The sequence below is a fragment of the Geodermatophilus sp. URMC 61 genome (genome assembly GCF_052931555.1).
Map to the genome: position 1 here is coordinate 1,898,170 of NZ_JBRFHZ010000002.1, position 25,337 is coordinate 1,923,506.

23 protein-coding genes and 1 pseudogene are annotated in these 25,337 nt (G+C 74.0%); 9 read left to right on the forward strand and 15 right to left on the reverse strand.

The window, feature by feature from the left end; genetic code table 11:
• Nucleotides 1–101 precede the first annotated feature (101 nt).
• Entirely contained in the window at nucleotides 102–995 is an 894-nt protein-coding gene (locus tag ACU610_RS08740) for a LysR substrate-binding domain-containing protein (protein WP_446767315.1), read from the reverse strand.
• A 141-nt stretch (nucleotides 996–1,136) separates the two neighbouring features.
• Between ACU610_RS08740 and ACU610_RS08745 the strand changes: the two genes are divergently transcribed.
• From ACU610_RS08745 to ACU610_RS08760, 4 genes are read left to right on the forward strand one after another with little or no spacing between them, the layout of a single operon-like run.
• Nucleotides 1,137–2,144, forward strand: coding sequence for a Bug family tripartite tricarboxylate transporter substrate binding protein (locus ACU610_RS08745; RefSeq protein WP_446767316.1), 1,008 nt, complete (start codon nucleotides 1,137–1,139; stop codon nucleotides 2,142–2,144).
• Nucleotides 2,141–2,797 carry a tripartite tricarboxylate transporter TctB family protein gene (locus tag ACU610_RS08750; RefSeq protein ID WP_446767317.1) on the forward strand — a complete coding sequence of 219 codons (657 nt, stop codon included), beginning with the start codon at nucleotides 2,141–2,143 and terminating at the stop codon, nucleotides 2,795–2,797. The genes ACU610_RS08745 and ACU610_RS08750 overlap by 4 nt, the downstream gene beginning before the upstream one ends.
• Nucleotides 2,798–2,805: 8 nt before the next feature.
• Entirely contained in the window at nucleotides 2,806–4,332 is a 1,527-nt protein-coding gene (locus ACU610_RS08755; RefSeq protein ID WP_446767318.1) for a tripartite tricarboxylate transporter permease, read from the forward strand.
• A complete protein-coding gene (locus tag ACU610_RS08760) occupies nucleotides 4,329–4,718 on the forward strand; it encodes a universal stress protein (RefSeq protein ID WP_446767319.1) in 390 nt (129 codons plus the stop codon). The genes ACU610_RS08755 and ACU610_RS08760 overlap by 4 nt, the downstream gene beginning before the upstream one ends.
• 75 nt (nucleotides 4,719–4,793) lie before the next feature.
• Here ACU610_RS08760 and ACU610_RS08765 read toward each other — a convergent pair whose 3' ends face one another.
• The gene (locus ACU610_RS08765; protein ID WP_446767320.1) at nucleotides 4,794–5,297 is read right to left on the reverse strand and encodes a hypothetical protein; all 504 of its coding nucleotides are present in this window, start codon (nucleotides 5,295–5,297) and stop codon (nucleotides 4,794–4,796) included.
• Between the two features lie 306 nt (nucleotides 5,298–5,603).
• Between ACU610_RS08765 and ACU610_RS08770 the strand changes: the two genes are divergently transcribed.
• Together ACU610_RS08770 and ACU610_RS08775 are read left to right on the forward strand one after the other, a co-directional pair.
• Nucleotides 5,604–6,845: an FAD-dependent oxidoreductase gene (locus ACU610_RS08770; protein ID WP_446767321.1), complete on the forward strand. Its 1,242-nt coding sequence runs from the start codon at nucleotides 5,604–5,606 to the stop codon at nucleotides 6,843–6,845.
• 142 nt (nucleotides 6,846–6,987) lie between these two features.
• Nucleotides 6,988–7,215, forward strand: a complete 228-nt coding sequence (locus ACU610_RS08775) for a hypothetical protein (protein ID WP_446767322.1) — start codon at nucleotides 6,988–6,990, stop codon at nucleotides 7,213–7,215.
• A gap of 88 nt (nucleotides 7,216–7,303) precedes the next feature.
• On the opposite strand, the gene ACU610_RS08780 is transcribed toward ACU610_RS08775, so the two are convergent.
• Nucleotides 7,304–8,941, reverse strand: coding sequence for a serine hydrolase (locus ACU610_RS08780; protein ID WP_446767323.1), 1,638 nt, complete (start codon nucleotides 8,939–8,941; stop codon nucleotides 7,304–7,306).
• A gap of 201 nt (nucleotides 8,942–9,142) precedes the next feature.
• Here ACU610_RS08780 and ACU610_RS08785 point away from each other — a divergent pair, with 201 nt between their 5' ends.
• On the forward strand, nucleotides 9,143–10,357 hold the full coding sequence (locus ACU610_RS08785; RefSeq protein WP_446767324.1) for a cytochrome P450 family protein: 1,215 nt from the start codon (nucleotides 9,143–9,145) through the stop codon (nucleotides 10,355–10,357).
• 43 nt (nucleotides 10,358–10,400) lie between these two features.
• Here ACU610_RS08785 and ACU610_RS08790 read toward each other — a convergent pair whose 3' ends face one another.
• Nucleotides 10,401–11,204, reverse strand: coding sequence for a hypothetical protein (locus ACU610_RS08790; protein WP_446767325.1), 804 nt, complete (start codon nucleotides 11,202–11,204; stop codon nucleotides 10,401–10,403).
• A 50-nt stretch (nucleotides 11,205–11,254) separates the two neighbouring features.
• Entirely contained in the window at nucleotides 11,255–11,833 is a 579-nt protein-coding gene (locus ACU610_RS08795; RefSeq protein ID WP_446767326.1) for a GNAT family N-acetyltransferase, read from the reverse strand.
• A 409-nt stretch (nucleotides 11,834–12,242) separates the two neighbouring features.
• On the opposite strand from ACU610_RS08795, the pseudogene ACU610_RS08800 reads away from it, so the two are divergent.
• Nucleotides 12,243–12,413: pseudogene (locus tag ACU610_RS08800) on the forward strand (GNAT family N-acetyltransferase); the annotation flags it as partial.
• Between the two features lie 98 nt (nucleotides 12,414–12,511).
• Nucleotides 12,512–13,045, forward strand: a complete 534-nt coding sequence (locus ACU610_RS08805; protein ID WP_446767327.1) for a GNAT family N-acetyltransferase — start codon at nucleotides 12,512–12,514, stop codon at nucleotides 13,043–13,045.
• Here the strand turns inward: ACU610_RS08805 and ACU610_RS08810 are convergent.
• From ACU610_RS08810 to ACU610_RS08855, 10 genes are all read right to left on the reverse strand, one after another.
• Entirely contained in the window at nucleotides 12,984–13,865 is an 882-nt protein-coding gene (locus ACU610_RS08810; RefSeq protein WP_446767328.1) for an alpha/beta fold hydrolase, read from the reverse strand. The genes ACU610_RS08805 and ACU610_RS08810 overlap by 62 nt on opposite strands.
• The gene (locus ACU610_RS08815; RefSeq protein ID WP_446767329.1) at nucleotides 13,862–15,052 is read right to left on the reverse strand and encodes an acyl-CoA dehydrogenase family protein; all 1,191 of its coding nucleotides are present in this window, start codon (nucleotides 15,050–15,052) and stop codon (nucleotides 13,862–13,864) included. The genes ACU610_RS08810 and ACU610_RS08815 overlap by 4 nt, the downstream gene beginning before the upstream one ends.
• A gap of 29 nt (nucleotides 15,053–15,081) precedes the next feature.
• Nucleotides 15,082–16,776 (reverse strand): PHA/PHB synthase family protein, encoded by a 1,695-nt coding sequence (locus tag ACU610_RS08820; RefSeq protein ID WP_446767330.1) that lies wholly within the window; start codon nucleotides 16,774–16,776, stop codon nucleotides 15,082–15,084.
• 117 nt (nucleotides 16,777–16,893) lie between these two features.
• On the reverse strand, nucleotides 16,894–18,243 hold the full coding sequence (gdhA, locus tag ACU610_RS08825) for an NADP-specific glutamate dehydrogenase (RefSeq protein WP_446767331.1): 1,350 nt from the start codon (nucleotides 18,241–18,243) through the stop codon (nucleotides 16,894–16,896).
• 174 nt (nucleotides 18,244–18,417) lie between these two features.
• Nucleotides 18,418–19,065 carry a superoxide dismutase family protein gene (locus tag ACU610_RS08830; protein ID WP_446767332.1) on the reverse strand — a complete coding sequence of 216 codons (648 nt, stop codon included), beginning with the start codon at nucleotides 19,063–19,065 and terminating at the stop codon, nucleotides 18,418–18,420.
• 13 nt (nucleotides 19,066–19,078) lie between these two features.
• Nucleotides 19,079–19,687: an ester cyclase gene (locus ACU610_RS08835; protein ID WP_446767333.1), complete on the reverse strand. Its 609-nt coding sequence runs from the start codon at nucleotides 19,685–19,687 to the stop codon at nucleotides 19,079–19,081.
• A complete protein-coding gene (locus tag ACU610_RS08840; protein ID WP_446767334.1) occupies nucleotides 19,675–21,297 on the reverse strand; it encodes a phytoene desaturase family protein in 1,623 nt (540 codons plus the stop codon). Before ACU610_RS08840 ends, ACU610_RS08835 begins: the two co-directional genes overlap by 13 nt.
• 30 nt (nucleotides 21,298–21,327) lie before the next feature.
• Entirely contained in the window at nucleotides 21,328–22,041 is a 714-nt protein-coding gene (locus ACU610_RS08845) for an RNA polymerase sigma factor (protein ID WP_446767335.1), read from the reverse strand.
• 72 nt (nucleotides 22,042–22,113) lie between these two features.
• On the reverse strand, nucleotides 22,114–24,450 hold the full coding sequence (locus tag ACU610_RS08850) for an MMPL family transporter (protein ID WP_446767336.1): 2,337 nt from the start codon (nucleotides 24,448–24,450) through the stop codon (nucleotides 22,114–22,116).
• Entirely contained in the window at nucleotides 24,447–25,337 is an 891-nt protein-coding gene (locus ACU610_RS08855) for a HesA/MoeB/ThiF family protein (RefSeq protein WP_446767337.1), read from the reverse strand. Before ACU610_RS08855 ends, ACU610_RS08850 begins: the two co-directional genes overlap by 4 nt.

A 25,337-nucleotide genomic window follows, 5' to 3' on the forward strand; every position in this document is an offset into this window, starting at 1 on the left:
CGGGGTCCTCCGTCGGCGCGGGCTGTGGTCGGGGCCACCGTAGGAACGACAGACGATGCACGTCCAATCGCGTTTGCGCATCGAGCGATGCCCCGCCGGTATCAGAGGCGACCGGCCCGCTGCTCCAGTACGGCGAGCGCCCGCCACAACGCGGGGTTCTTCGAGTCCTTGGCCCAGAGCAGGTGCAGCTCGACCGGTTCGGGCACCGGCGTCTCCAGCCGGACGAACGCCACGCCCTCGATCGGCAGCCGCGCCGCGGACTCCGGGACGAAGGCCACCCCGCGGCCGGCCGCCACGAGCCAGAGCATGGTGAGCACCTGGCTCACCGTGTGCACGGTGTTCTCCGCGGCGATCGGCGCGACGCCGGCCACCAGGTCGTAGAAGTACTTCGCCTTGGTCGGCGAGTGCATGACGACCGGCGTCGACGCGAGGTCCGCGGCGGTCAGGGGGCGACCGAGCTCCAGCAGCCGGTGCCCCACGGGCGCGGCCACGAGCAGCGCCTCGCGGTGCAGCAGCCGGTGCCCGAAGGCGTCCTCGTCGAAGGGCGGACGCGCGAGGCCCAGGTCCACCTCCTCGTTGAGGAGGCCGGCGACCTGCTCGCGGGTCACCATCTCGGCCAGGTCGACGTCGACCTCGGGCAGCTCCTGCGCCAGGTCGTTGAGCAACTGGCCGAGGATGCCGTAGGTCGAGGCGGCGGTGAAGCCGATGCGCACCACGCCGCTGGCCCCCGACGACACCCGCCGGGCGAGCTCGGGCGCGGAGTCGGCCAGGCCGAGCAGCCGGCGTGCCTCGACGAGGAAGACCTGGCCGGCGGCGGTCAGGGTGACCCGGCGGTTGTCCCGCTCGAGCAACTGGGCACCGACGACCCGCTCGAGCTTCTGGATCTGCCGGCTCAGCGGCGGTTGGGTCATCTTCAGCCGAGCGGCGGCCCGGCCGAAGTGCAGCTCATCGGCCACGGCGACGAACCCGCGGAGTTGCTCCAGGGTGAAGCTCATGCAGCCAAGGTATCAATCGATGCCTCAATGGATTTGGACAGGCATGAGCGAGCCTTCCTAGGCTCGCCGACGACCCGGCGTCCGTGACGCCACTCACACCGCCCGCGGCCCGGCCACGGCTGCTCTCCGAGGAGAACTCTCATGACCACGAACACCCGCGCGCGCCGGTGGGCGACGGCCGGCACCGGCCTCGTCCTGGCCCTGTCCCTGGCCGCCTGTGGCGGCAACGTCGGCGGCGGCAGTTCCGACGCGGCCGAGTACCCCGACGGCCCGGTCACCATCTTGGTCGGTGCCGACCCCGGCGGCAGCACCGACCTGATCGCCCGCGCAGCGGCCGAGGGCATGTCCGACGACCTCGGGGTCGCGGTCACCGTCGAGAACCGCCCCGGCGCCAACGGTGCACTGTCCCTCGAGGAGCTCGCCGGCGAGGAGCCGAACGGGCAGACCCTGGCGATCTTCAACGGCAGCCTCGCGTACATCACGCCGTTCGCGGTGTCCGAGGACGAGGCCGTCTCGATCGAGGACTACGAGGTGGTCCGCGGGCTGTCGCTCGACGACTACGTGCTCGTCACCGCTCCGGACTCGGGCTTCACGACCGTGGAGGACCTGGCCAACGCCGGCCGGCCGATCACCTTCGGCACCACCGGCGTGGGCACCGGGAGCCAGCTCTCGCAGGAGCTGCTGTTCAACCAGGCCGGCATCGAGGCGACCTCCGTGCCGTTCGACGGCGGCGCCCCCACCCTCACCGCCGTCCTCGGTGGCCAGGTCGACGTCGGCTCGATCCAGCTGGGCGAGGCCATCGAGCAGATCGAGGCCGGTGAGCTGACCCCGATCGTCACCTTCGCCGAGGAGCGGCCGAGCTACCTGCCCGACACCCCGACCGCGATCGAGGCCGGCTACGACGCGCCGGTGCAGCAGTCGCGGGCGCTCGTCGCCCCGCAGGGCACCCCCGCCGAGGTGGTCGACCGGCTGAACCAGGCGCTGGACGCGACCTTCGCGACCGAGGCCTACCAGCAGTTCAACGAGGACAACCAGCTCACAGCCTGGGAGGTCGACGGCGCGCAGGTGACCGAGGAGTACACCTCCAACCTGGAGAAGTACCGCGCGCTCATCGAGCAGTACGGCATCAACCTCGGCGCGGAGCAGTGACCACCGCCCACGGCGGGGCCTCCGCGCCCGGGAGCCCCGGCGGCCGCTCGGCCGCCGGGGCCACCCCGGCCGGCCACCCGCAGTCCGAGGGCCCGGCCGCTCCCGCCACCCCTGGGTCCCGCCCGGCGGACCTCGACGACCTGCCGCTCGAGGAGATGAGCCTCGAGGAGGCCATCCACCAGGTCGAGGAGGCAGAGCACGAGGGCCGCCCACCGGTCGCCGGCACGCTCAGCAACCTCGTCACGGCCGTCGTGGTCATCGCCCTGGGGGTGGCCGCCCTCGTCGGCGCGGCCGGTCTGGGCCTCGGCGCCGCCGCGGCGCCCGGCCCGGGCACCTGGCCGATGCTGGTCGCCGTCGTCACCGTGCTCATCGGCGTCGCGCTGCTCGCGACCGCCCGCCGGGCTCACGACAGCGAGCGCTTCACGCGCACCAGCCTGCTCGTGCTCGTCGGGCTCGCCACGATGGTCGTCTTCGTCGTCCTGCTGCCGGTCATCGGCTTCGAGATCCCGGCCGCGCTGCTCTGCTTCGTGTGGCTGCGCTTCCTGGGCGCCGAGAGCTGGCGGCTGTCCCTGGTCCTGAGCGTCGGCCTGGTCGTCGCGTTCTACGTCGTCTTCGTGGGTGCCCTCGGGGTGCCCATCCCCCACCTGTTCTAGGAGTAGCCGTGGACTTCGCCCCGGTGCTCGACGGCTTCGGCGTCGTGCTCGAGCCGGTCAACCTCCTCTACTGCCTGATCGGTGTCGTCATCGGCATGCTGGTCGGTGTCCTGCCCGGCCTCGGCCCGGCGGCGACCATCGCCATCCTGCTGCCGATCACCTTCGGCATCGAGCCGGTGACGGCGATCATCATGCTGGCCGGCATCTTCTACGGGGCCCAGTACGGCGGCACGATCACCTCGGTGCTGCTGCGGCTGCCCGGTGAGGCGTCCTCGGTCGTCACCGTCTTCGACGGCTTCGCCCTCGCCCGCCAGGGGCGTGCGGGGACCGCGCTGGGCATCGCCGCCATCGGCTCCTTCGTGGGCGGCACCGTCTCGATCGTCGCGCTGACCCTGGTCGCGCCCCTGGTCGCCGGTTTCGCGCTCGACTTCGGCCCGCCGGAGTACACCGCCCTCGCGCTGCTGGGCATCCTGCTGGTCGCCACCGTCAGCGGCGGCAGCCGGCTCAAGGCCGTCGTCGCCGCCTGCATCGGCCTCCTCCTGGCGACGGTCGGCCGCGACACGTTCACCGGCGTCGAGCGGTTCACCTTCGGCGACCTGAACCTGGCCGACGGCCTGGACTTCGTCCCGATCGCGATGGGCCTGTTCGGCCTCGGCGAGATCCTCTACAACCTCGAGGAGCGGCACCGCACGGTGCACGCGCCGGCCAAGGTGGCCAACGTCTGGCCGTCGAAGCACGACCTCGCGCAGTCCTCGGGCGCGATCGGGCGCGGCTCGGTGCTCGGCTTCTTCCTCGGCATCCTCCCGGGCGGCGGCGCGACCATCGCCTCGCTGGCCGCCTACGCGCTGGAGAAGCGCCGGTCGAAGACGCCTGAGCGGTTCGGCAAGGGCGCCGTCGAGGGCGTCGCCGCGCCCGAGTCGGCGAACAACGCGGCCGCGACGTCGTCGTTCATCCCACTGCTCACCCTCGGCATCCCCGCCAACGGGACCATGGCGGTCATCTTCGGCGCGCTGCTGATCCAGGGCGTCGCCGTCGGCCCGCAGCTGGTCACCCAGGAGCCCGACCTCTTCTGGGGCGTGGTCAACTCGATGTACATCGGCAACATCCTGTTGCTGATCATGAGCATCCCGCTGGTCGGCCTGTTCGTGCGGATCCTGCGGGTGCGGCCGGCGATCCTCGCGCCGGTCACCGTGATGATCACCCTCATCGGCGTCTACACGGTGAACAACAGCGTGTTCGACATCGTCCTGGTGATCGTGTTCGGCGCCCTGGGCTACCTCATGAAGAAGCTGGGCTTCGAGCCGGGCCCGCTGGTGCTCGCCTTCGTCCTCGGCTCGCTCCTGGAGGACTCGCTGCGCCGCTCGCTGCTGATCTTCGAGGGCGACCCGACCGGCTTCCTGACCCGGCCGATCTCCGGGACGCTGCTGGTCCTCTTCGTCCTGGTCGCCCTCCTCCCGGCGATCCAGGCCCTCCGCCACCGCCGGCGTGCGGCCGCGCACGCCGGCGACACCACCCACACCAAGGAGCTCGTGTGACCGTCCTCGTCGCCTACGTCCCGACGCCCGAGGGCGACGCCGCCTTCGCCGCGGCCGTCGAGGAGGCCGGCCGCCGCGGCGGGCGGCTGGTGCTGCTCAACACCCCGCGCGAGGGCGCGCCGATCAGCGCGGCCATGGCCGACGAGGACGCGGTGCGGGCGCTGGTGGAGCGCGCCGCCACGGCCGGCGTCGACGTCGAGGTGCACCAGGAGGCGCACACCGGCGACCTGGCCGACGAGGTGGTGCGCGTCGCCGGGGCGGTCGACGCCTCGGTGATCGTGATCGGCCTGCGCAAGCGCTCGCCGGTGGGCAAGCTGCTCATGGGCAGCACCGCCCAGCGGATCCTGCTCGACGCCGACCGCCCGGTGCTCGCCGTCAAGCCCTGACGGCCCGGTCCACCGGTCGGTCCGGTCCACCGGCCGGCCGGTGGACCGGACCGGACGGGTGGTCCTCCTGCGAGCTCACTCCTCCGCGACGGCGTGCCGGCGTCCGGCGTCCCGGCCGGGGACACCGACCGGGTCGGGCCGCAGGGCCGGACCCCGCAGCGGGCGCTCACCGACCGGCAGCCGGAACGCGAGGACGGTGAGGAGCACCGCGGCGAGCGACACCAGGCTCAGCGTCACCGTCTGCAGCACCATGTCGCTCGTCGTGTGGAGCAGGTGCAGGGTCAGCTGGTGGTAGAGCTGGTGCGGCAGGTAGGCCACGACCGCGGCGAGACCCGTCGCCCGCGCGAGCCACACCCCGCCGGTCGCCAGCGCGACGAGGGCCACGACCCCGAGGGCGAGGTTGCCCTGACCGACGTCCCGGAGCAGGTGCTCGTTGTAGGGGCCGTCGACGCTCACCCAGGTACGGCCGAAGCCCGGGAAGTCCTCGTAGAAGGACCGCGGCGCGAGCGTCTGCCACCCGCCGACACCCAGGCCGAAGACCACGAACCAGGCCAGCAGTCCGCTGACGGCGCGACGCACGGAGCCTCCTCCCGGGCTGCCCGGTGACGGCCGCGACGGCCGGTCGGTGCGCTCCACCGGGCCGGTGCGCGCGATCGTCCCGCCGCCGTCCGGGTGCCCACAAGGGACGACCGGCACTGGTGGAGACGGCTGGTACCGCTGCCCGTGGAGGCGCCGCGGCGGGTACCGACCCCGAGGCGTCCTCCCCGGACCGCGGTTACAGGGCCAGCTGCTCTTCCCGTCCGGACGACGCAACGGTAGGGAGGAGACGTCACGACGTCCCCGCGACGCTGAACGCGCCCCGGGCGGCTGACGGGAGGCCGGCGCATGAGTGAGCACACGACCTGCGTGGTGGTCGGCGGCGGCCCCGCCGGCATGGTGCTGGGCCTGCTGCTGGCCCGCGCCGGCGTCGAGGTCACCGTGCTGGAGAAGCACGCCGACTTCCTCCGCGACTTCCGCGGCGACACCGTGCACCCCTCGACCCTGCAACTGCTCGACGAGCTGGGCCTGGCCGAGGAGTTCGACCGGCTGCCGCACACCAAGCTCGAGCAGGTCGTCTTCCCCATGGCCGACGGGGGCACCGTGACCATCGGGGACTTCCGCCGGCTGCACGTCCGCTACCCGTACATCGCGATGACGCCGCAGTGGGACCTGCTCGACCTGCTCGCCGATGCCGGCCGGCGGGAGCCGACGTTCACGCTGCGGATGTCGACCGAGATGACCGACCTGGTGCGCGAGGGCGACCGGGTCGTCGGCGTGCGCTACCGGACGGCGGACGGCGCGACCGGCGAGATCCGCGCCGACCTGACCGTGGCCTGCGACGGCCGCCAGTCGCTCGCGCGGCGGCAGGCGGGGCTTCGGCCGCGCGAGTTCCCCGTCCCCATCGACGCCTGGTGGTTCCGGGTCCCCCGGCTGCCCTCGGACCACCCGGCCGCGCTGGCCCCGAAGGCCGCGCCGGGCCGGTTCGCGGTGGTCATCCCGCGCGAGACGTTCCTGCAGGTCGCCTACATCGGCCGCAAGGGCACCGACGCGGAGCTGCGGGCCCGCGGCATCGAGGCGTTCCGCGCGGACGTCGCCCAGCTCATCCCCGAGTTCCGGGACCGCGTGGACGCGCTGCGCTCGATGGACGACGTCAAGCACCTCGACGTGCGGGTCGACCGGCTCGTGCAGTGGCACGTCGACGGGCTGCTGTGCATCGGCGACGCCGCGCACGCCATGTCACCGGTCGGCGGGGTCGGCATCAACCTCGCCGTCCAGGACGCCGTCGCCGCGGCCACCCTGCTGGCCGAGCCGCTGCGGAACGGCACCGTGCGCCCCTCCGACCTGGCCGCCGTGCGCGCCCGCCGGATCCTGCCGACCGTGGCCGTGCAGACCCTCCAGCGGGCGCTGCACCGCGGCTTCGTGGGTCCGCTCGTCGAGGGGCGGCGGACCGGCCCGCCCAAGCCGGTGCTCGCGCTGGTGCACCGGCTCCCCCAGCTCTCCGTCGTCCCGGCGTACCTGATCGGCGTGGGGCTGCGGCCCGAGCACGCGCCGGCCTTCGCCCGGCGGGCGCCGGCCCGCTCCGGCTGACGGCAGGGACCTGCGCCCCTGACCCGGGACGGCGGAGCGGCGGAGGCTGAGCGCGACCGACCCGCACGTCGCAGCAGGGAGGGGTCGTCGTGTACTTGGGTGTGATCCACACGATCAGGGACGCCGACGCCTGGTGGAGATGATGCGCACCGTCGACGTGGACAGCCTGCCGGCAGACCTGGAGCTGCTGACCACCGGGACGGCGCAGGGAGTGGACCGGGCCATCTGCCTGTGGCGCGCGCCCAGCGTGGCCCAGCTCCAGGCCTTCCTCGACGAGCTGGCGGGCCGGTTCGCGGTCAACGACTGTTTCGCGGTCTCCGACGAGTTCACCATCGTGTCCGGGCAGGGCACCCGGGCGGCGACCGTCTGACCCGTCCGTTCCCCTCCGCACGTCCCGCTGACCCGCCGGCGCCGGACCGGTGCTCCGCGCCCGGCGCCGGCGACCGGCGGCTGACCGGTCACCCCCGGACGAACGTCCCCAGCCCGGTGCGGTCGTAGAAGTCCAGCCGCACGCTCGCCGCCGTCCCGCCCTCGTCGACGGTGAACAGTGCCCCGGCCAGGCCGTTGGCGTTCTCGCCGATCGACTCGAAGGTGAAGACGTCGTCGGCGTGGTGGGTCAGCGGGAACGTCGTCGGCGCGTCCGCCGGGCCCATCGTCATGGTGAGGCGGTCGCCGTCCGCGGTGACGGTGAGCGGCCCGTAGTAGGAGTTGGCGTAGGTGCCGGTGTAGGCGGCGAGGTCGCGCGCCGGCTGCGGGTCGACCGGCGGCTGCGACCAGTCGGTCTCGGGGGCATTGGCCAGCTCCAACTGGGCGAAGAGCCCGGAGGTGGCGGTGAGCCAGTCGACGGTCGGCTGCCCGTTCTTCGCGACGTCGAAGAAGCCGGCGGTGATGGCCTCGGGGATCCCCTCGGGACGCCCGTTGGTCAGGGCCACGATGCCCAGTTGCTCGACCGGGAGCATGAGCACCGAGGTGGCGGCGCCGAGGTCGAAGGCGCCGGAGTGGCCGATCTGCAGCCGTCCCTGGTCGTCGTAGGAGACGTTCCAGCCCAGGCCGTAGAAGCCGGTGCGGGCGTCCGGGGACGCCGGCAGGCTGGAGACCGAGTGCGGAACACGCGTGACCGCCAGCGCGTCCGGGTCGATGACCTGGGTGCCGTCGTGCACGCCGTTGCCCAGCTGCAGGCGGATCCACTCGGCCAGGTCGCGGACCGAGGAGCTGGCACCACCGGCGGGCGCCTCGGCGTCCGCGTCGCGGGTGTAGCGGGCCACCCAGGTCCCGTCACCGGCCGGTACGTGGATGACGGCCTTGTTCGCCGCGGCCACGTAGTCCTCGTGGCGGTAGCTGGTGTCGGTCATCCCCAGCGGGTCGAAGAGGACCTGGTCGGCCAGCTCCTCCCACGACGTCCCCATGGCGACGGCCGCGGCCTCCCCGCCCGCCGTGTACCCGAAGTTGCTGTAGTTGTAGCTGGACCGGAACGGGTCCAGGGGCTGCTGGTCGAGGTGCGAGAGGATGTACTCCCGGTCGAAGCCCAGGTCCTCGAGCAGGTCCCCCGCCCCCGTGTGCAGTCCGCTGCGGTGCGACAGCAGGTCGGCGATGGTGGCGTGCTCGGTGACGTAGGGGTCGTTCAGGGCGAAGGACGGGTCGTACTGCCTGGCCGGCTGGTCCCACTCGACCACGCCCTGCCCGACGACGCCGGCGACGACGGTGGACGCCAGGGGCTTGGACACCGAAGCCAGTTGGAACACCGTGTCCGGGTCCACGGGTTCGGGCTCCCCGACCTCCCGGACCCCGAAGCCCTTGGAGTACACGACCTGGTCCCGGTGGACCACGGCGACGGCCACGCCGGGGACCCCGGTCCGGTCCATGGCGTCCGTCACCAGCCCGTCCAAGCTGGTCAGCGCGGAGTCGACCTGCTCCTGGCTCAGCGACGGCGCCGGCGCCGGTGGCGTCGGTGGCAGCGTGCTCGTCGCGGGCGCTGCCACGGCGCCGCCGGCGGCCGCACAGGCCGACGTCAGTGCGGTCAGGGTGGCGACCACCGCGGCCGCGCCGGCGGACCTGAGCGTGCGGCGGGGAACGGCTGCGTTCGGGGACTCGGACACGGGCACGGTCCTGACCGGCGCCGTCGCACGGGCGCCTGCTCGCGGAACGCCACGGATGGGGCCGGCCGGGGCGGTCGGCACACGGGGCACCCGTGGTGGCCGGGGACCGTAGTGCGGGGCTGACCTGGGCGTCCAGAGTCGTCGCGCGACGCAGGACCTAGGTACCTGGCGGCTGCTCGGCGGCGTCGGGAGCCTCGGACGATGGACCTCGCTCCCCCGGTCGTGCCGCTCGGCCCGGCCTTCTTCGCCGACCCGCACGCCCTCTACGCCCGGTTGCGCGTCGAGGAGCCGGTCGCGCGGGCGGTGACCCCAATCGGCATGCCGGTCTGGCTGGTGACCCGGTACGACGACGTCCGGGAGGCGCTCACCGACCCGCGGCTGGCCAAGGACGCCGAGGGCTTCGCCCGGGTGCTGGAGCGCAAGCCGCTGCCGCCGGAGGCCCAGTCGGTGTTCGCCGAGGAACTCACCCGGCACATGCTCAGCTCCGACCCGCCCGACCACACCCGGCTGCGCAAGCTGGTCGGCCGGGCCTTCACGGTGCGGGCCATCGCCGCGCTGCGCCCGCGGATCGAGGCGATCGCCGGCCGGCTCGCCGACCGGATGGCCGTCGGGCCCGCGGAGGTGGACCTGCTGGACGCCTTCGCCTTCCCGCTGCCGATGGGTGTCATCTGCGAGCTGCTGGGCGTGCCGGACGCCGAGCGGACGTCGTTCCGCCGCTGGTCCAACACGCTGCTGGCGTCCGACGGCACGGTCGACGAGCGCACCGCCGCCGGCATGTCCATGGCCGTGTACCTGACCGACCTGGTGGCGCAGAAGCGGGCGCACCCGGCGGACGACGTGCTGTCGGCGATAGTGGCCGCCTCCGAGGACGCCGACCGGCTCTCGGCCGACGAGACGGTGTCGATGGCCTTCCTGCTGCTGGTGGCCGGCCACGAGACGACCGTGAACCTCATCGGCAACGGGGTGCTGGCGCTGCTGCGCCGTCCCGACCGGCTCGCGGAGCTGCGCGCCGACCCCGGCCTGGTGCCGGCCGCGGTCGAGGAGTTCCTGCGCTTCGACGGCCCGGTCAACCTGGCCACGTACCGGCACACCACTGCGCCGGTCGAGATCGGCGGCACCACCATCCCCGCCGGCGAGGTGGTGCTGGTGTCGCTGGCGTCGGCCAACCGCGACCCGGAGCACTACGCCGACCCCGACGAGCTGGACCTGCACCGGGAGACCGGCCACCTGGCCTTCGGGCACGGCATCCACCACTGCCTCGGCGCGCCGCTCGCCCGGCTCGAGGGCGAGGTGGCCTTCCGGACCCTGCTCGGCCGCTTCTCCGACCTGGCCCTCTCCGTCGACCCCGTCGAGCTGACCTGGCGGCAGAGCATCCTCATGCGCGGCCTGACCCGCCTGCCCGTACGACTCCGCTGAACCGGTCCTGTGGCGGCGTGTCGCCCCCGCGGATCGGCCGCCGTCAGCCGGGCCGGTAGTCCCGGGTCTGACGATCGATGTCGTCCTGTTCGCGGTCTGCCTCTGCCGAGGCTCGGTCGCGAGCGGCCGCTTCGCGATCGGCGCGGGCGTTCTCGCGATCCCGGGCCGCCGCCGCTCGGTCCCGCACCGCTTCGAGGCGGTCGGTCGCATCGGCAGCCCGGTCGGCCGCAGCTGGCCGACGGTCCTCCTCGCGCCCCTCCCCCGGCGCCTGCCGCTGCTCGGCGTCCGCGTCCCGGCGCTCCATGGCCCTGGCTCGGGCCGCGGCCCGCCGGTCACGCTCCGCCGCCATCTCGTCCCGCCGCCGCGCCGCCTCGTCCCGCAGCCGGGCCGCCTCGTCCCGCCGCCGGGCCGCCTCGTCCCGCCGCCGGGCCGCCTCGTCCCGCAACCGGGTCGCCTCGTCCCGGGCGCGGCCGGCCGCGGCCCAGAAGTCGTCCCCGGACTCGGCCCGGTCGGGCTCTCCGGGCCCGGCCTCCGGCGACCACCGACCCGCCTGCTCCCGTTCGTGCGCGGCGCCGCGCAGCGCCGCCGCGACCGCGCTCTCCAGCCGCCGCGCATCGTCGAGGCGGCCCTCCCGTCGGGCTGCCTCGGCCATGCCGTGGAACGAGGCGGCGAGCCGGTTCTCGGTCGAGGCCACCGCGTCGGCGATCGTCCGCCGCCGTTCCTGGTGGGCTCGGATGTGCTGCCGGATCCGCTCGGAGACCTGGGCCTGCTCGACCTGGGCACGCTCGAACCCCGCACGCGCCCGCGCGGCGTGCTCCTGGGCGGCCCGCTCGTCGGACCCCTCCATACGCCCGAGGGTCCCGCCGGCCGGTACGGCAGACAAGGGCCGGCGCGACCTCAGGCGAGGACGCGGCGCATCAGGACCCGGGGGAACCCGCCTGCGACGGCGTCGGTGTCCGCGGCCTTGGTGAACCCGGCCTTCTCGAACAGGCTGCGCGTGCCGACGAACGCCATGGTGGGGTCGACCTTCCGGCCCTCGTTGTCGACCGGGTAGCCCTCGACGGCGGGGGCGCCCTCGGACGCGGCGTAGTCCACCGCCCCACGGACGAGCGCGTGGGCGATGCCCCTGCCGCGATGACCCGGACGCACACGGATGCACCACAGGGACCACACGGGCAGGTCGTCGACGTGGGGGATCTTCCTGGAGCGCTCGAAGGGCAGCTCCGCGCGCGGCGCGACCGCGGCCCAGCCGACCACCTCGCCGCCGTCGTACGCGAGCACTCCCGGGGCGGTCGGGCGGCCGGTCAGTTCGCGGACGTACTCCCGGCGTGCCGGTCCGACGAGCTCCCGGTTGGTCCTCGAGTCGAGTCGGTGGCTGAGGCACCAGCAGACGTTGGAGGCCGGGTTCTTGGGACCGAGCATCGTCGCGACGTCGTCGAACCGGGTCCTCGTCGCCGGCTCGATCTCGATCCCCACCCGTCCACGCTAGCGCCGGCGGCAGCACCCGCCCGTGCCCGCCGGTGCAGCCCGGGAGGTTCGAGCCGGGTCTGTGCAGGGTCGGCGCGCCGGAACGCACACCTCGGCCACCGCTTCCGCCGACTCCTGGCGCCCCGGGCTGACCGCATCCGTGCTGTGCTGCGGAACCGGACCCCTCGGAGCGGCCGGTCGGGAGGACGCAGGCCTGGGCCCCTGACCGGAAACGCGTTGCGCCCGTCGCTGGAACGAGGACGTGCGGATCCTGGAGATCTCCCCCGACGGCGCGGGCTTCCTCGACTGGTGCGAGGTCTGGGCGGCGACCCAGCGCGCCGACCGCCCGGACGAGCTGCCGCGGCCGGCGCGCGACCACGTGGCCCTGGGACGCCGCCTGGTCGCGCCGGGCGGCTCGGTGGACGGCACCCACCGCGCCGCGGTCGCCGGCGGCGCCGTCGTCGGCGCGCTGCGGCTGCTCCTGCCGGTGCGCGACAACACGACCGTCGCGTACGTCGACCTGGCGGTGCACCCGGACGCCCGCCGCCGGGGGGTCGGCAGCGCGCTGCTCGAGGAGGCCGGTCGGATCGCCGCGGCGGCCGGGCGGACACCGCCGGCCGCGCGTTCGCCCGGCAGCACGGGTGGAGGTGCGCCCTGGAGGAGAGCCGCCGCGACCTGGCGCTCCCGGTGGACCCGGCGCAGCTGGCGGCGATCGAGGCGGGGGCCCGCGCCGCCGACGAGGGCTACGAGGTGCTCACCTGGCGGGACCGGACGCCGGACGCCCTCGTCGAGGACCGCGCCCTGCTCAGCCGCCGGATGTCGACCGATGCACCGATCGGGGACGTGCCGGTCGAGGAGGAGCGGTGGGACGCCGCCCGGGTGCGCGAGGACGAGGACGCGCACGTCGCCCGCGGGCGCACGGTGCTCACCGGCGGCGCGGTCCGCGACGGCCGGCTGGTCGCCTTCACCGAGCTGCACGTGCCGCTGGAGCAACCCGAGCGCGCCCAGCAGGGCGCCACGCTGGTGCTGCGCGAGCACCGCGGGCACCGCCTGGGCACCCGCCTCAAGGTCGCGGTGCTGCGCGAGCTGGCCGCGACACTGCCGCAGGTGCGGCGGATCAGCACCTACAACTCGGAGTCCAACTGGCCGATGGTCGCGGTCAACGAGGCACTGGGGTTCCGCCGCGCGGGAGGTCTGTCGGCCTGGACGCGCTCGCGCTGACCGTCCTCGGGACCGGCTCGTCGTCGAGGAACGCGGTGACCAGGGCGGCCATCTCGGCCGGGCGCTCGAGGATGAACAGGTGCCCCCCACCCCGGACGACGTGCAGCCGCGCGTTCGGGATGCGCCAGGCGAGGATCCGCCCGTTGACCAGCGGGATGATCGGGTCGTCGTCCCCCGCGATCACCAGCGTCGGGTGCCGCACGGTGTGCAGCCACGGCATGCTGCTCCACCCGGTGATCGCGTAGAGCTGGCCGACGTACCCCGCCACCGACGGGGGTCGCACCCGGCCGATGACGGTGCGCAGCAGCCGGTGCGGGTCGGTGCGGGCCATGCCGCCGTAGATGCGCCCGGCGACCTGCAGATAGTGCTCGGGGTCGCGGTACCGGCGCGGCGTGGTGAGCGCCAGCAGGGCCGACGGCGCCCCCGGCATGCCGCCCAGCCCGGGGGCGGTGGCCGCGAGCACCAGGCTCCGCACCCGATGGGGTACCTGGTGGGCCAGCTGCTGGGCCACCACGCCGCCGAGGGAGACGCCGAAGACGTCCACCTCGTCCAGCCCGAGGGCGTCGAGCAACCCGGAGACCGTCCGCACCAGGCCCGGCATCCGCCGCGGACTCCGGTACGGCGTCGAGCCACCGATGCCCGGCGCGTCGAAGCTGATCACCTGCCGGCCGCGGGCGGCCAGCTCCCGCTCGAAGGACTCGGCCAGCTCCAGGCTGGCGCCCAGGCCGGTGATGAGCAGCAGCGGCCGACCCGAGCCGCGGACCGACGTCCGCAGCCGCACCTCCCCGACCTGGACGGTGCGGACCTCCGCGCGCCTCACGTGAACGCCGATGCGCCGGTGATGTCCCGGCCGACGATGAGGGTCTGGATGGTCTCGGTCCCCTCGAACGTGTGGATCGACTCGATGTCGGCCATGTGCCGGATGACGTGGAAGTCCAGCAGGATGCCGTTCCCGCCGAGGAGGTCGCGGGCCTCGGCGAGCACCGCGCGGGCGGTGCTGGTGTTGTGCGCCTTGGCCAGCCCGGCCAGTGTGGGCTCCACGCGGCCGGCCATCCCCAGGTCGGCCAGCCGCCGGCAGTACAGCTGCATCGCGGTGACCTGGGCCAGCATCCCGACCAGCCGCTCCTGGATGAGCTGGAACTCCACGAGCCGCTTGCCGAACTGCTTGCGCCGCCCGGCGTAGGTCAGCGCCGCCTCGTACCCGGCGACGGCGTGGCCCAGGGCCATCCACGCGCAGGAGCCGCGGGTGGTGGCCAGCACCGCGCCGGCGTCCTTGAAGCTGCGCGAGCCGGGCAGGTGGTTCTCGGCCGGGACGCGCACGTCCTCGAGCTCGATCTCGGCCTGCCACACAGCCCGCAGCGAGCCCTTGCCCTCGATTCGGCGCGCCCGGTAGCCCGGCGTCCCCTTCTCGACGAGGAAGCCCTTGACCTGCCCGTCCTCGGTGTCGCGGGCCCAGACCACGACGACGTCGGCGACGGTGCCGTTGCCGATCCACTTCTTCGACCCGTTGATCACGTACGAGTCGCCGTCCCCCCGGGCGGAGGTCTCCAGGGCGATCGAGTCCGACCCGTGGTCGGGCTCGGTGAGCGCGAAGGCGCCGAGCGCCTCGCAGCGGGCCATCGGCGGCAGCCAGCGCTGCTTCTGCTCCTCCGAGCCGAGCATGGCGATCGACTTCATCGCCAGCCCCGCCTGGACGCCCAGGAAGGTGCCCAGGCTGCCGTCGCCGCGGTTGAGCTCCATGTGGACCAGGCCGGCGGACAGGTGGTCCATGGGCGGGCAACCGTAGCCCTCGATGCCGTCGCCGACCAGGCCCGCCGCGCCCAGCTTCTCCACCAGCTCCTGGGGGAACTCCGCGCGCTCCCAGTAGCCGTTGATCACCGGGAGCACCTCGTCCTCGACGAAGGCCCGGGTGCGCAGCAGGGTGTCCCGCTGCTCGGGCGTGAACTCCTCGCGCAGCATGAAGTAGTCGGTGGCCAGCGCCTTGCCGATGTCCTCTGCCAGTTCCACGTCGGTCTCCCCTGTCCCGGTGCCGGCCGTCACGAGTCCCGGACGTAGCTGCCCGGCGCGTCCTCCCGGACGCGGAACCGGGCGCTGCCGAGCTGCTCGGGAGCCGGCTTGTCCGGGCCGGACCGTTCCCCGAGCCACGCGGAGTAGTCCGGCCACCACGAGCCCTTCTCGGTGCGGGCGGTGTCGGTCCACTCCTCGACCGCGGCCGAGTTGTCGTCGGTGACCCGGTAGCTGGACTTGGGGTTGCCCGGGGGGTTGACCAGCGCCGCGATGTGCCCGTTGGTGGAGAGCACGAAGCGCATCTTGCCGCCGAGCAGCTGGCTGCTGCGGTAGCACGCCTGCCACGGGCAGATGTGGTCCGCGGACCCGGCCAGCACGTAGGAGTCGACGGTGACCTGGCTGAGGTCCACCTCCGTGCCGAGCAGGGTCACGCTGCCGGGGCGGGTCAGCTTGTTGCCCAGGGCCATGTCGACGAAGTCGGCGTGCAGCTGGGCGGTCATCCGGGTGGTGTCGGAGTTCCAGGACAGGATGTCGAACTTCGGTGGCCGCTTGCCCTGCAGGTAGTTGTTGACCCAGTAGTTCCAGATCAGGTCGTTGGGCCGCAGCCAGGCGAACACCTCGGCGAGCTTGCGCCCGTCGAGGTAGCCGGCGCGGCGGGACGACTCGACGGCCTGCCGGGCGGTGTCCTCGTCCATCGTCGCGCCGAGCAGGCCGGCGCGCGTCTGGTCCAGCACGGTGACCAGCAGGCTCACGCTGGCCAGCCGGTCCTGCCGCCCCTTCGCGGCCAGGACGGCGGCGGTCATGCTGGCCAGGATGCCGCCCGAACAGGTGCCCATCAGGTGGGTGGCGTCCTCGCCGGTGGTCTCCTCGACCGCGTCGAGCGCGTCGAGGATCGCCGTGGCGTAGGTGTCGAAGCCCCAGTCGCGGTGCCGGGCGTCGGGGTTGCGCCACGAGATCATGAAGACCTGCTGGCCCTGGCCGACGAGGTGCTCGACCAGGCTGCGCCCGGGCGCGAGGTCGAGCACGTAGTACTTGTTGATCGTCGGCGGCACGATCAGCAGCGGCACCGTCCGGACCGTCTCGGTCGTCGGCCGGTACTGGATCAGCTCGAAGACCGGTGTGCGCAGCACGACCGCGCCGGGGGTGACGGCGAGGTCCCGGCCCACCTCGTAGGCGTCCGGGTCGACCATCGTCGGCACCCGCGGCGGGCTGGCCAGGTCGCGCACCAGGTTCCGCGGCCCCCGGACGAGGTTGGCCCCGGCGGTGTCGATGAGGGCCTTCCACGCCACCGGGCTGATCAGCGGGTTGTTGCTGGGGGCGAGCGCGTCGACCAGGTTGGTGCCGGCGAAGCGCACCCGCTCGGCGTCCTTCCACTCCAGCGGCACGTCGTGCAGCAGGCCCAGCGCGGTCTCGCCCGAGACCAGGTAGGCCTGGACCAGCCGGCGCAGCAGCGGGTTCTCCGTCCACGCCGGGTCGGCGAAGCGCCGGTCCCGCTTGGAGGGGGCCACGTCGGACGTGCCGACGGCGATCTGCACCAGCTGACCGGCCAGCGAGCGGCCACGGGCGGCCACCCGGTCCGGACGGCGCGCCAGCCCGCCCAGGAACTTGAGCCCCGGCTTCCCCGGGGACAGCCGCCGCAGCGTGCCCTGGGCCGCCTGGGTCAGCAGCAGGTCGAGCGGTCCGGCCGCTCCGGCCACCTCACGGGTGTCGTCGACCGATGTCATGTCGTCTCCTCCGGGACGGCGATCCCTAGCGGGGACCTCCGCCCCTTGTGCGTCGAGCCACAGGACGTTGCCAGCATCATGCCCACAGGGGGCGACAGCTCACACCCGGGGGGCGCCTCAGACCAGGCCGAGGGCGTGCACCGCCTCCGCGACCTGCAGGAACCCCGCCACGTTGGCCCCGAGCACGAGGTCACCCGGGGAGCCGTACTCCTCCGCCGTCTCGTGGCAGCGGGTGTGGATGTCGCGCATGACCTCCTCGAGGCGGGCCTCGGTGTGCTCGAAGGTCCACCGGTCGCGCGAGGCGTTCTGCTGCATCTCCAGCGCGGAGGTGGCGACCCCGCCGGCGTTGGCCGCCTTGCCCGGGGCGAAGGCGATGCCGGCCTCGCGGAACACCCGCACGGCGTCCGGGGTGGAGGGCATGTTCGCGCCCTCGACGACGTACCGGCAGCCGTTGCGGGCCAGCGTCGTCGCGGCGTCGCCGTCCAGCTCGTTCTGCGTGGCGCTGGGGATGGCCAGGTCGCACGGGACGTCCCAGATGCTGCCGCCCGCGACGAAGTCCGCCGAGGGGACCCGGTCGGCGTAGTCGCTGATCCGGCCGCGCTCGACCTCCTTGACCTGCTTGAGGACGTCGAGGTCGATGCCCTTCTCGTCGACGACGTAGCCGCTGGAGTCCGAGCAGGCCACCGCCGTCCCGCCGAGCTGGTGCACCTTCTCGACGCCGTACACGGCCACGTTGCCCGACCCCGAGACGACGACCCGCCGTCCGTCGAAGGACTCACCGCGCGCCTTGAGCATCTCGTCGGCGAAGAAGGCCGCGCCGTAGCCGGTCGCCTCGGTGCGCACCAGCGAGCCGCCCCAGCCCAGGCCCTTGCCGGTGAGCACGCCGGACTCGTAGCGGTTGGTGATCCGCTTGTACTGGCCGAACAGGTAGCCGATCTCGCGGGCACCGACGCCGATGTCGCCGGCCGGCACGTCGGTGTACTCGCCGAGGTGGCGGTAGAGCTCGGTCATGAACGACTGGCAGAACCGCATGATCTCGGCGTCCGAGCGGCCCTTGGGGTCGAAGTCCGAGCCGCCCTTGCCGCCGCCGATCGGCATCCCGGTGAGCGCGTTCTTGAAGATCTGCTCGAAGCCGAGGAACTTGATGATGCTCAGGTTGACCGACGGGTGGAACCGCAGGCCGCCCTTGTAGGGGCCCAGCGCGGAGTTGAACTCCACCCGGAAGCCCCGGTTGATGTGCACCTCGCCGCGGTCGTCCTGCCACGGCACGCGGAAGATGATCTGCCGCTCGGGCTCGCAGATCCGCTGGACGGTCTTCATCTCGGTGTACTCGGAGTGCCGCGTCAGCACGACGGCGAGGGACTCGAGCACCTCGCGGACGGCCTGGTGGAACTCGACCTCACCCGGGTTGCGGCGGAGGACCTCGTCGTAGATCTGCTCCACGACCGGCGGCACGTCTGCGTTCACACTGTTCTCCGATCGTCCCGCGCCCGGCGTCCACCGGGCGGCCCGGACCGACCGTACGAGCCTCCTGGGACCCGGTCGTCCGCGGGGTTCCGCAGCCGTCGGGGTCGGGACGGCCCCTGAGACCCGGGCCCGGCCGCCGATCGGGGGGTCCGTCGCGCCGGGGGCGCGGGCGGATCAGCCCTCGACCGGTCCGCAGGCGATGCGGCCCCCGGCGTCGCCGGTGTTCCGCGTCATCTCGTCGGGGCCACCGGGCGCGTAGCGCTCGGGGACGTTCGCGTAGTTGTCCCGGCCGGCGTGCACCATGACCGCGCTGCCGTCCTCGTCGGTGAGCTGGTCGGGGGTCAGCGCGTCGGTGACGGCCGTGAGGGTCCCGGTGCCCGCCTCGGTCACGAACAGCACGGGCAGGTCACCGGCGTGCTCCCCGTGGTCGGCCTCGCCGGCACCGATGTGCCCACCGGCCGACAGGAAGTCCCCCGTCATCGAGGGGTCGGCCGGGTTGGCGCTGTCCGGCTCGCAGCGGCCGACGGCGTGCACGTGGAACGCGTGGAAGCCCGGCGGCAGGCCGGTGACCCGGACGTCCACCTGCGTGCCGCCCTCGGCCTCGGTGAGGGTGGCGACCCCCACCTCCTGGCCCTGCGGGTCGACCAGCCGGGCCGTGAGCTCCCCGCCGCCGGCTCCGCCCGACGTCGGGGCCGACGCCGAGTCCGCGGCCGCGGTGCCGCCGGTGGACCCGGACGCCGCCTCGTCGGCTCCCGCGCAGCCGCCCAGGACGGCGGTGAGCACGCAGGCGGACACGAGCGGGGCGACGACCGGGTGGCGCATGGGTCCTCCTGGGTCAGACGGGCGGCCGGGGTCCGTCAGCGTCCTCCGGCGGGGTGCTGCCGGACCAGGCCCTTCGTCCCCGTCTGCCGGGCCGGGCCCGGCGTGTCGCGAGGGCACGCCGGGGTGAGCGCAGCAGGACGGCCGCCCACAGCCCGGCCCGTCCCCACCGGGTCTCGGCCAGGTCGAGCGGCGGGAACAGGCCCATCTGGCCGAGGACACCGGCGAGGTCGACGTAGAAGGTGTCCTCGGCGAGCCGGCCGTCGCGCATCCGCACGAAGCTGACCGCCCGGACGCGCAGCGGCCGGCCGGTCGGCGGGATGCCGAACAGCGAGCCCCGGTGGGTGCCGGTGATCGTGTACTCCTCCGCGACCGAGTCGCCGTGCGGGAGCCGGGTGGTGAGGTCCAGCCGCAGGTCCGGGACGGCGGCGAACAGCGCCCTCAGGTAGTCGCCGACCTGCTGCTTGCCCCGCAGCGTGCGCCCCCGGGCCACGTCGTGCCAGGTGATCTGCTCGTCGTAGTGCGCCAGGATCCCGGGGACGTCGTGGCGGTTCCACTGCGGGACGACGGCCGCCATCGTGTCCAGGTTGCGCTGCTCGGTCGGGGTGAGCGTCAGTGCGTCCACTGCGGGTGGCCTCCGGCGTCGGCGAGCACCATGCCCGCGGTGTTGTAGCCCGACAGGACCACCCAGGGCAGCCCGGCGCTGGGCGTCGTCCAGTGCCCGGCGAGGTAGAGGCCCGGCAGCGGGGAGCGCTGCTGGGGGCGGGCCCGGGTCAGCGTCTCGGGGACGAAGGCCCACCCCGCGAAGGCACCGTCGGCGTTGCCCGTGCGCCGCACCATGTCCTGCGGCGTGAACACGCGCCGGACGACGACGTGCTCGCGGAGGCCCGGGATCAGTTCCTCGGCGCGCCGGACGAACACGTCGGCGACCGCCTCCTTGTCGCGGTCCCAGTCGATGCCGCCGCTGTCGAGCCGGGTCGGGCACTCGAGCTTGACCGAGTGCATGCCGCGCGGGGCCAGCTCCGGCTGGTGGAACGTGGCGACGTAGAGGTAGTAGGCCGCCTCCTCGACGTTGCCCATCGGGAAGTTCGCCATGGCCTTGTCGACGTCGCGGGACGGGTAGACGAAGTTCAGCCGCTTGAGGTCCAGCTCCGGGCGGGCCAGGTCGAGGTCGACCCCGAGCTGCACCTGGAAGAACGCCGGCGTCGTCGGCATGGTCTGCACGCGGCTGCGCAGCCTGCGCGGGACGGCGTCCGCCGGCAGCTGCTCCGTGTAGAGCCGGCGGGCGTCGGACGCGCAGACCACCGCGTCGGCGGTGTACGCCCGGCCGTCGGTCGTCAGCGCGCCCCGGGCCCGGCCGCGCGACACGAGCACCCGCTCCACCTCGGCGCCGGTCACGACGGTCCCGCCGGCGTCCAGGAACATCTCCCGGAGCACCTCGGCCAGCCGGCCGAAACCGCCGGTCGGCATCCACATGGGCCGCAGCGCGTGCACCAGGAACACCGCCGCGATCACCGCGGAGAGCTCCGAGGGCGCGGTGCCGATCCCGACGCACAGCATGGAGAGCGTCGCCTTGAGGTCCGGGTCGCGCAGGTGCTCGTCGAGCATCTGCTGCAGCGTCCGGTTCTGGTACGTGAGCAGGGTGTGTCCAGGCAGGTGCAGCCGGGCGGCCAGGGGCGCGACGGCGTCCCCGAGCCACGGGCGCTGGAACTGCTCGAGCACCCGGTCCAGCGGCCGGCGCTGCCCGGGCACGTCGGCGATCCGGAACGACGGCACCACGGCGTCCAGGTCGGCGACCATCCGCTCCATGTCCAGCAGCAGCCGGGTGATCCCGGCGCGCTCGGCGGGGTACTGGCGGGACAGCCGCTCGGCGGCCATCGTCAGGTCGGCCGGGATCTCGGTCCGGGCGTCCGGGAAGACGCACTGGAAGGTCTGCAGGTCGGGGACCATCTCGATCCGCTGGTCGATGCCCAGCCGCTCGAACACCTGCCTGGCCGCCGACCCCAGCCGGTAGGCCAGCAGGATGTGCCCGCCGTGGTCCCAGGAGAAGCCCTGCTCCCCGTCGCCGTGGGCGTACCCGCCGACGACGGGGTTCTTCTCCAGCAGCAGCGTCCGCGCGCCCTGCTGGGCCAGCGTCAGGGCGGCGGTGAGGCCACCGGCGCCGCCCCCGATCACGATGGCGTCGTGGTGCCTCCCGGGCTCCGGTCGGTGGGCGGCGGGCGGTCGTGCTGGCACGGGCTCCTCCTCGGGGTGCGGTGCGGTGGGTCAGGCGGCGTCGCGGAGGTCGGTGTCCGCGAGGGTGGTGCGCAGCCGGGCCAGCAGCCGGGCGCGGGTCGGGCCGATGCTGCCGACCGGCATGCCCAGCCGCGCTCCGATCTCCTCGTAGCTCAGTCGCGGGGAGGCCAGGAGCAGCTCGAGCAGCTGCTGGGAGTGCTCCGGCAGCTGGCGCACGGCGGCGCGGACCCGGTCGGCCCGCTCCCGGCGCAGCACGAACGCCTCCGGGTCGACGTCGTCCCGGTCCGCGACCGGCTCGACGGTGGAGTCCTGTGCGGAGGGGTCCGCGAGGTGTTCGCGGCCGGTGCGGCGGATGATGTCCAGGCACTCGCGGCGGGCGGTGGTCCGCAGCCAGCCGGGCAGCCGCCCGGGGTCCCGGATCGCGTCGACGTTCTCCACCAGCCGCAGCCAGGTGGCCTGCACGGCGTCGGCCGCCTGGGCGTCGGACAACCGGTGGCCGCGGCCCACCGACCACAGCAGGCGGCTGTACCGCTCGACGACGGTCTGCCACGCCGCGTGGTCCCCGTCGGCGGCCCGCCGGACCAGGTCCGCCAGGTCGGAACCGTCGTCCGGGCGCGGCCGGACGACGCGGACCGACGCCGCGCCGCCGGTCGCCGGAGACCGGTGGGGGGCCTCGCACGTGCTGGTGGTCATCTCGTACCTCGTCTCGCCGGCGCCGGTCCGGCGCTGCTGGTCGGTGCTCACGAGCCTGCTGGGAACGCGGCCGGGATTCGATGGAGCAGTCCCCCGTCCCGGGGTGGGGAGGACCCGTGGCCCTCAGGTGGCGGCAACCCCCGCGGGCACTGCTCGGTGCACCTGGGCGGGGGCGGCGGCGGGGTGGGACCGGCGGCCCCGGCCCGCCGCACGCCGCGCCGGCGCGCGGCGCCCCGGCATCCACCAGTTCCAGTCGCCCATCAGCCGCATCGAGGCCGGGACCACGACCAGCCGGATCACGGTGGCGTCGAGCGCGATCGCGACCGCCATGCCCAGGCCGAGCTGCTTCATCGGCAGGATGCCGGCGAAGGAGAAGGCGCCGAACACCACGACCATGAGCAGCGCCGCCCCGGAGATCAGCGGTGCCGTGCGGGCCAGTCCCCGGGCGACGCTGCCGACGCCGTCGCCGGTCCGCCGGTGGTCCTCGCGGACCCGGCTGAGCAGGAAGACCTCGTAGTCGGTGCTCAGGCTGAACAGCAGCGTCAGCAGCAGCACCGGGACGAAGTTCTGCACGTAGCCGGTGCGCTCGAAACCGAGCAGGTCCGCCCCGATGCCGTGCTGGAAGACGAGGACCAGGACGCCGTAGGTGGCCGCCACCGACAGCAGGTTGATCAGGATCGCCTTCAGCGGGAGGAAGACCGACCGGAAGGTCACCAGCAGGAACAGGTAGATGACGCCCAGCATCGCGGCCACGACCGCGGGCATCGTCCGGGTGATGGCGTCGTTGCTGTCCACCCCCTGCGCCGTCTCGCCGCCCACGTCGACGCTCAGCCCGGCGCCCTCGGTGCGGGCCGCCTCGGCGCGGACGTCGTCCAGCAGCTCCTGGGTGCCCTCGGCCGCGGCCGTGCCGTCGGGGACGACGCTGAGCAGCAGCCGGCGTCCGTCCGCGGAGACGGAGTGGTCGACCGTCTGCCGCGCGTCCGGTGGCAACGCCTCGCGGACCGGTGCCGCCAGCGCGCCCAGCGGGTCCTCCGGGGACGCCGCGGCCAGCGCGTCCAGGGCCGAGTCGACGCGGACCACCCCCGGCAGCTCCTGCAACCGCCGGCGCAGGTCGGTGACGGCCGGGCCGTCGTCCGAGCCGAGCGGTTCCGGCGAGCTGACCAGCACCTGCAGCGGCGCGGTGGAGCCGACGCCGAACTGCTCCTCCATGAGCGTGTACCCGGCGCGCACCGGCTCCTCCGCCGGGATGATCCGGGCGTCGGGCGTGAAGGTGCGCAGCCCCAGCGAGGGGGCGGCGAGGAGCAGCAGCCCGGCGACGGTGACCACGAGGAAGGCCACCGGCCGGCGCATGACCCGGCCGGCGAACGCCGCCCACCGCGCCGCGGCCGGGCGGCGGTGGGTGCCCTTGCGGACCACGACCACCCACCGGTCGATGCGCGGGCCGAGCAGGTGCAGGAGCACGGGCAGCAGGACCACGCTGGTGAACACCGAGAAGGCGACGACGACGACCGCGCCGAGGGCGATCGAGCCGATGACGCCCAGCGGCACCAGGAACAGGGTGCACATGGCCGCGATGACGGTGACGCCGGAGGAGAGCACGGTCTCCCCCGAGGTGCGCAGCGTGGTGGCGATCGCGCTCTCGACGTCCCGGCCGGCCGCCAGCTCCTCCTTGAAGCGCGCGATGACGAACAGTGAGTAGTCGACGCCGACGCCCAGGCCCAGCATGGTCGCGGTGTTCTGCACGAACAGCGACAGCTCGTACTGGCCGGCGAGCAGGCTGAGCACGGCCAGCGTCAGGACGATCGAGGTCACGCCGACCACGAGGGCCACCAGCGCCGCCACGATGCCGCCGAAGAGCAGCACCACCACGAGGACGATGAGCGGCAGCGTGATCAGCTCGGCGCGGAACAGGCCCTCCTCGCTGAGCTCGTTGACCTCGCCCCAGAAGGACGCCGGGCCTACGAGGGAGACCTCCAGGCCGTCGTCCGCGAACCGCTCGTGCAGGCGCTCCTGCGCCGCGGGCAGCTCCTGGCGGGCGTAGCCGTCCTCGACGCCGAGGCCCACCACGTTGACGACCGTGCGCCGGTCCCCGCCGAGGAAGGGCCCCCGCGCCTCGGGGCTCAGCGTCGACCAGCCGTACGTGCTCCGGACCTCCAGGTCGGGGTCCTCGGCCACCGCGGCGACCACCTCGCGCACCCGGCCCTCGAAGGGCTCCTCGTCCGCGGTGTGCTCCCGGTCGTGGACGACGACGGTCAGGGTGCTCTCGCCGCGGCCGACGAACCCCTCGCGCAGGGCCTCCTCGACCGCGGCGGACTGCGAGCCGTCGACGTCCCAGCCACCGCCGCTGAGCCGGTCGGGCAGGCCGCTGGCGAGGAAGGCCCCGCCGGCGACCAGCAGCACCCAGACGACGGCGATCGGCCAGCGGGTGCGGCGGGTGAACGCCGAGAACCGCTCGATCACCGGCGGCGGCCCGTCGTGCGCTCCAGGACCGCCAGGTCCCGGAGGGCCAGCGCCAGCACGGCCGGCTTGCGCAGCCGGGCGCGCAGCGAGGCGACCGCGGGCCGGACCGCGGCGTGCGCGTCGACCACCGTGTGGCGGCGCACCGGCCGGCCGTCGAGGACGTCGACGACCATCCGCGAGGCCAGGGCCCCGAACAGCATCGAGGTGTAGACCAACTGCGAGACGCTCTCCTCGCCGGTGGCCACCGCGGCCCGGGCGCTCTCCAGCATCTCGACCGGGACCACGCGCAGCGGCACGACCTGCCGCAGCAGGCGCCAGGTCGCCCTCGAGCCGACCTGGGCCGCGGTGATCGCGCCGTCGAAGGGGACGCCACCGGGCCGGTAGTCGTAGAAGCGCAGGTACTGGGTGCCGGCCATGTCGTAGCCGGAGATGACCGGGCGGCGCAGCGCGGCGGCGGCCTCGTGCAACGCGTACTTGGCCCGCCAGCCGGCCGGCTCGGTCACGTCGACCCCGTCGATGACGACGTCGCAGGCGGCGACCATCGCCGCGACGGTGCCGGGCTGGACGCCCTCGGTCGCCACGCGGGTGCGGGCCTGCGGGTTGATCTCGTGCACGTGCCGGGCACAGACCTCCGCCTTGTTCCGCCCGATGTCGGCCTGCCCGGCGCTCTGCCGGTTCAGGTTGTTGAGCTCGTAGGTCCCGTTGTCGGCGAGCAGGAAGGACTGCACGCCCAGCCGGGCCAGGGGCTCGACCGCGGCACCGCCGGTGGAGCCGCAGCCGGCCACGAGCACGGTCGCGGCGCGGAGGCGCTGCTGCGAGGCCGGCGGCACGAAGCCGCGGTTGCGGCGGGTGAGCTCGTCGTAGGGGTCCGGGGCGGTCGCGGTCAT

Coding starts and splice junctions, on each gene's coding strand:
- ACU610_RS08740 (WP_446767315.1), bottom strand. CDS start 995: ATGAGCTTCACCCTGGAGCAACTCCGCGGGTTCGTCGCCGTGGCCGAT.
- ACU610_RS08745 (WP_446767316.1), top strand. CDS start 1,137: ATGACCACGAACACCCGCGCGCGCCGGTGGGCGACGGCCGGCACCGGC.
- ACU610_RS08770 (WP_446767321.1), top strand. CDS start 5,604: ATGAGTGAGCACACGACCTGCGTGGTGGTCGGCGGCGGCCCCGCCGGC.
- ACU610_RS08775 (WP_446767322.1), top strand. CDS start 6,988: ATGCGCACCGTCGACGTGGACAGCCTGCCGGCAGACCTGGAGCTGCTG.
- ACU610_RS08785 (WP_446767324.1), top strand. CDS start 9,143: ATGGACCTCGCTCCCCCGGTCGTGCCGCTCGGCCCGGCCTTCTTCGCC.
- ACU610_RS08790 (WP_446767325.1), bottom strand. CDS start 11,204: ATGGAGGGGTCCGACGAGCGGGCCGCCCAGGAGCACGCCGCGCGGGCG.
- ACU610_RS08820 (WP_446767330.1), bottom strand. CDS start 16,776: ATGACATCGGTCGACGACACCCGTGAGGTGGCCGGAGCGGCCGGACCG.
- ACU610_RS08830 (WP_446767332.1), bottom strand. CDS start 19,065: ATGCGCCACCCGGTCGTCGCCCCGCTCGTGTCCGCCTGCGTGCTCACC.
- ACU610_RS08855 (WP_446767337.1), bottom strand. CDS start 25,337: ATGACCGCGACCGCCCCGGACCCCTACGACGAGCTCACCCGCCGCAAC.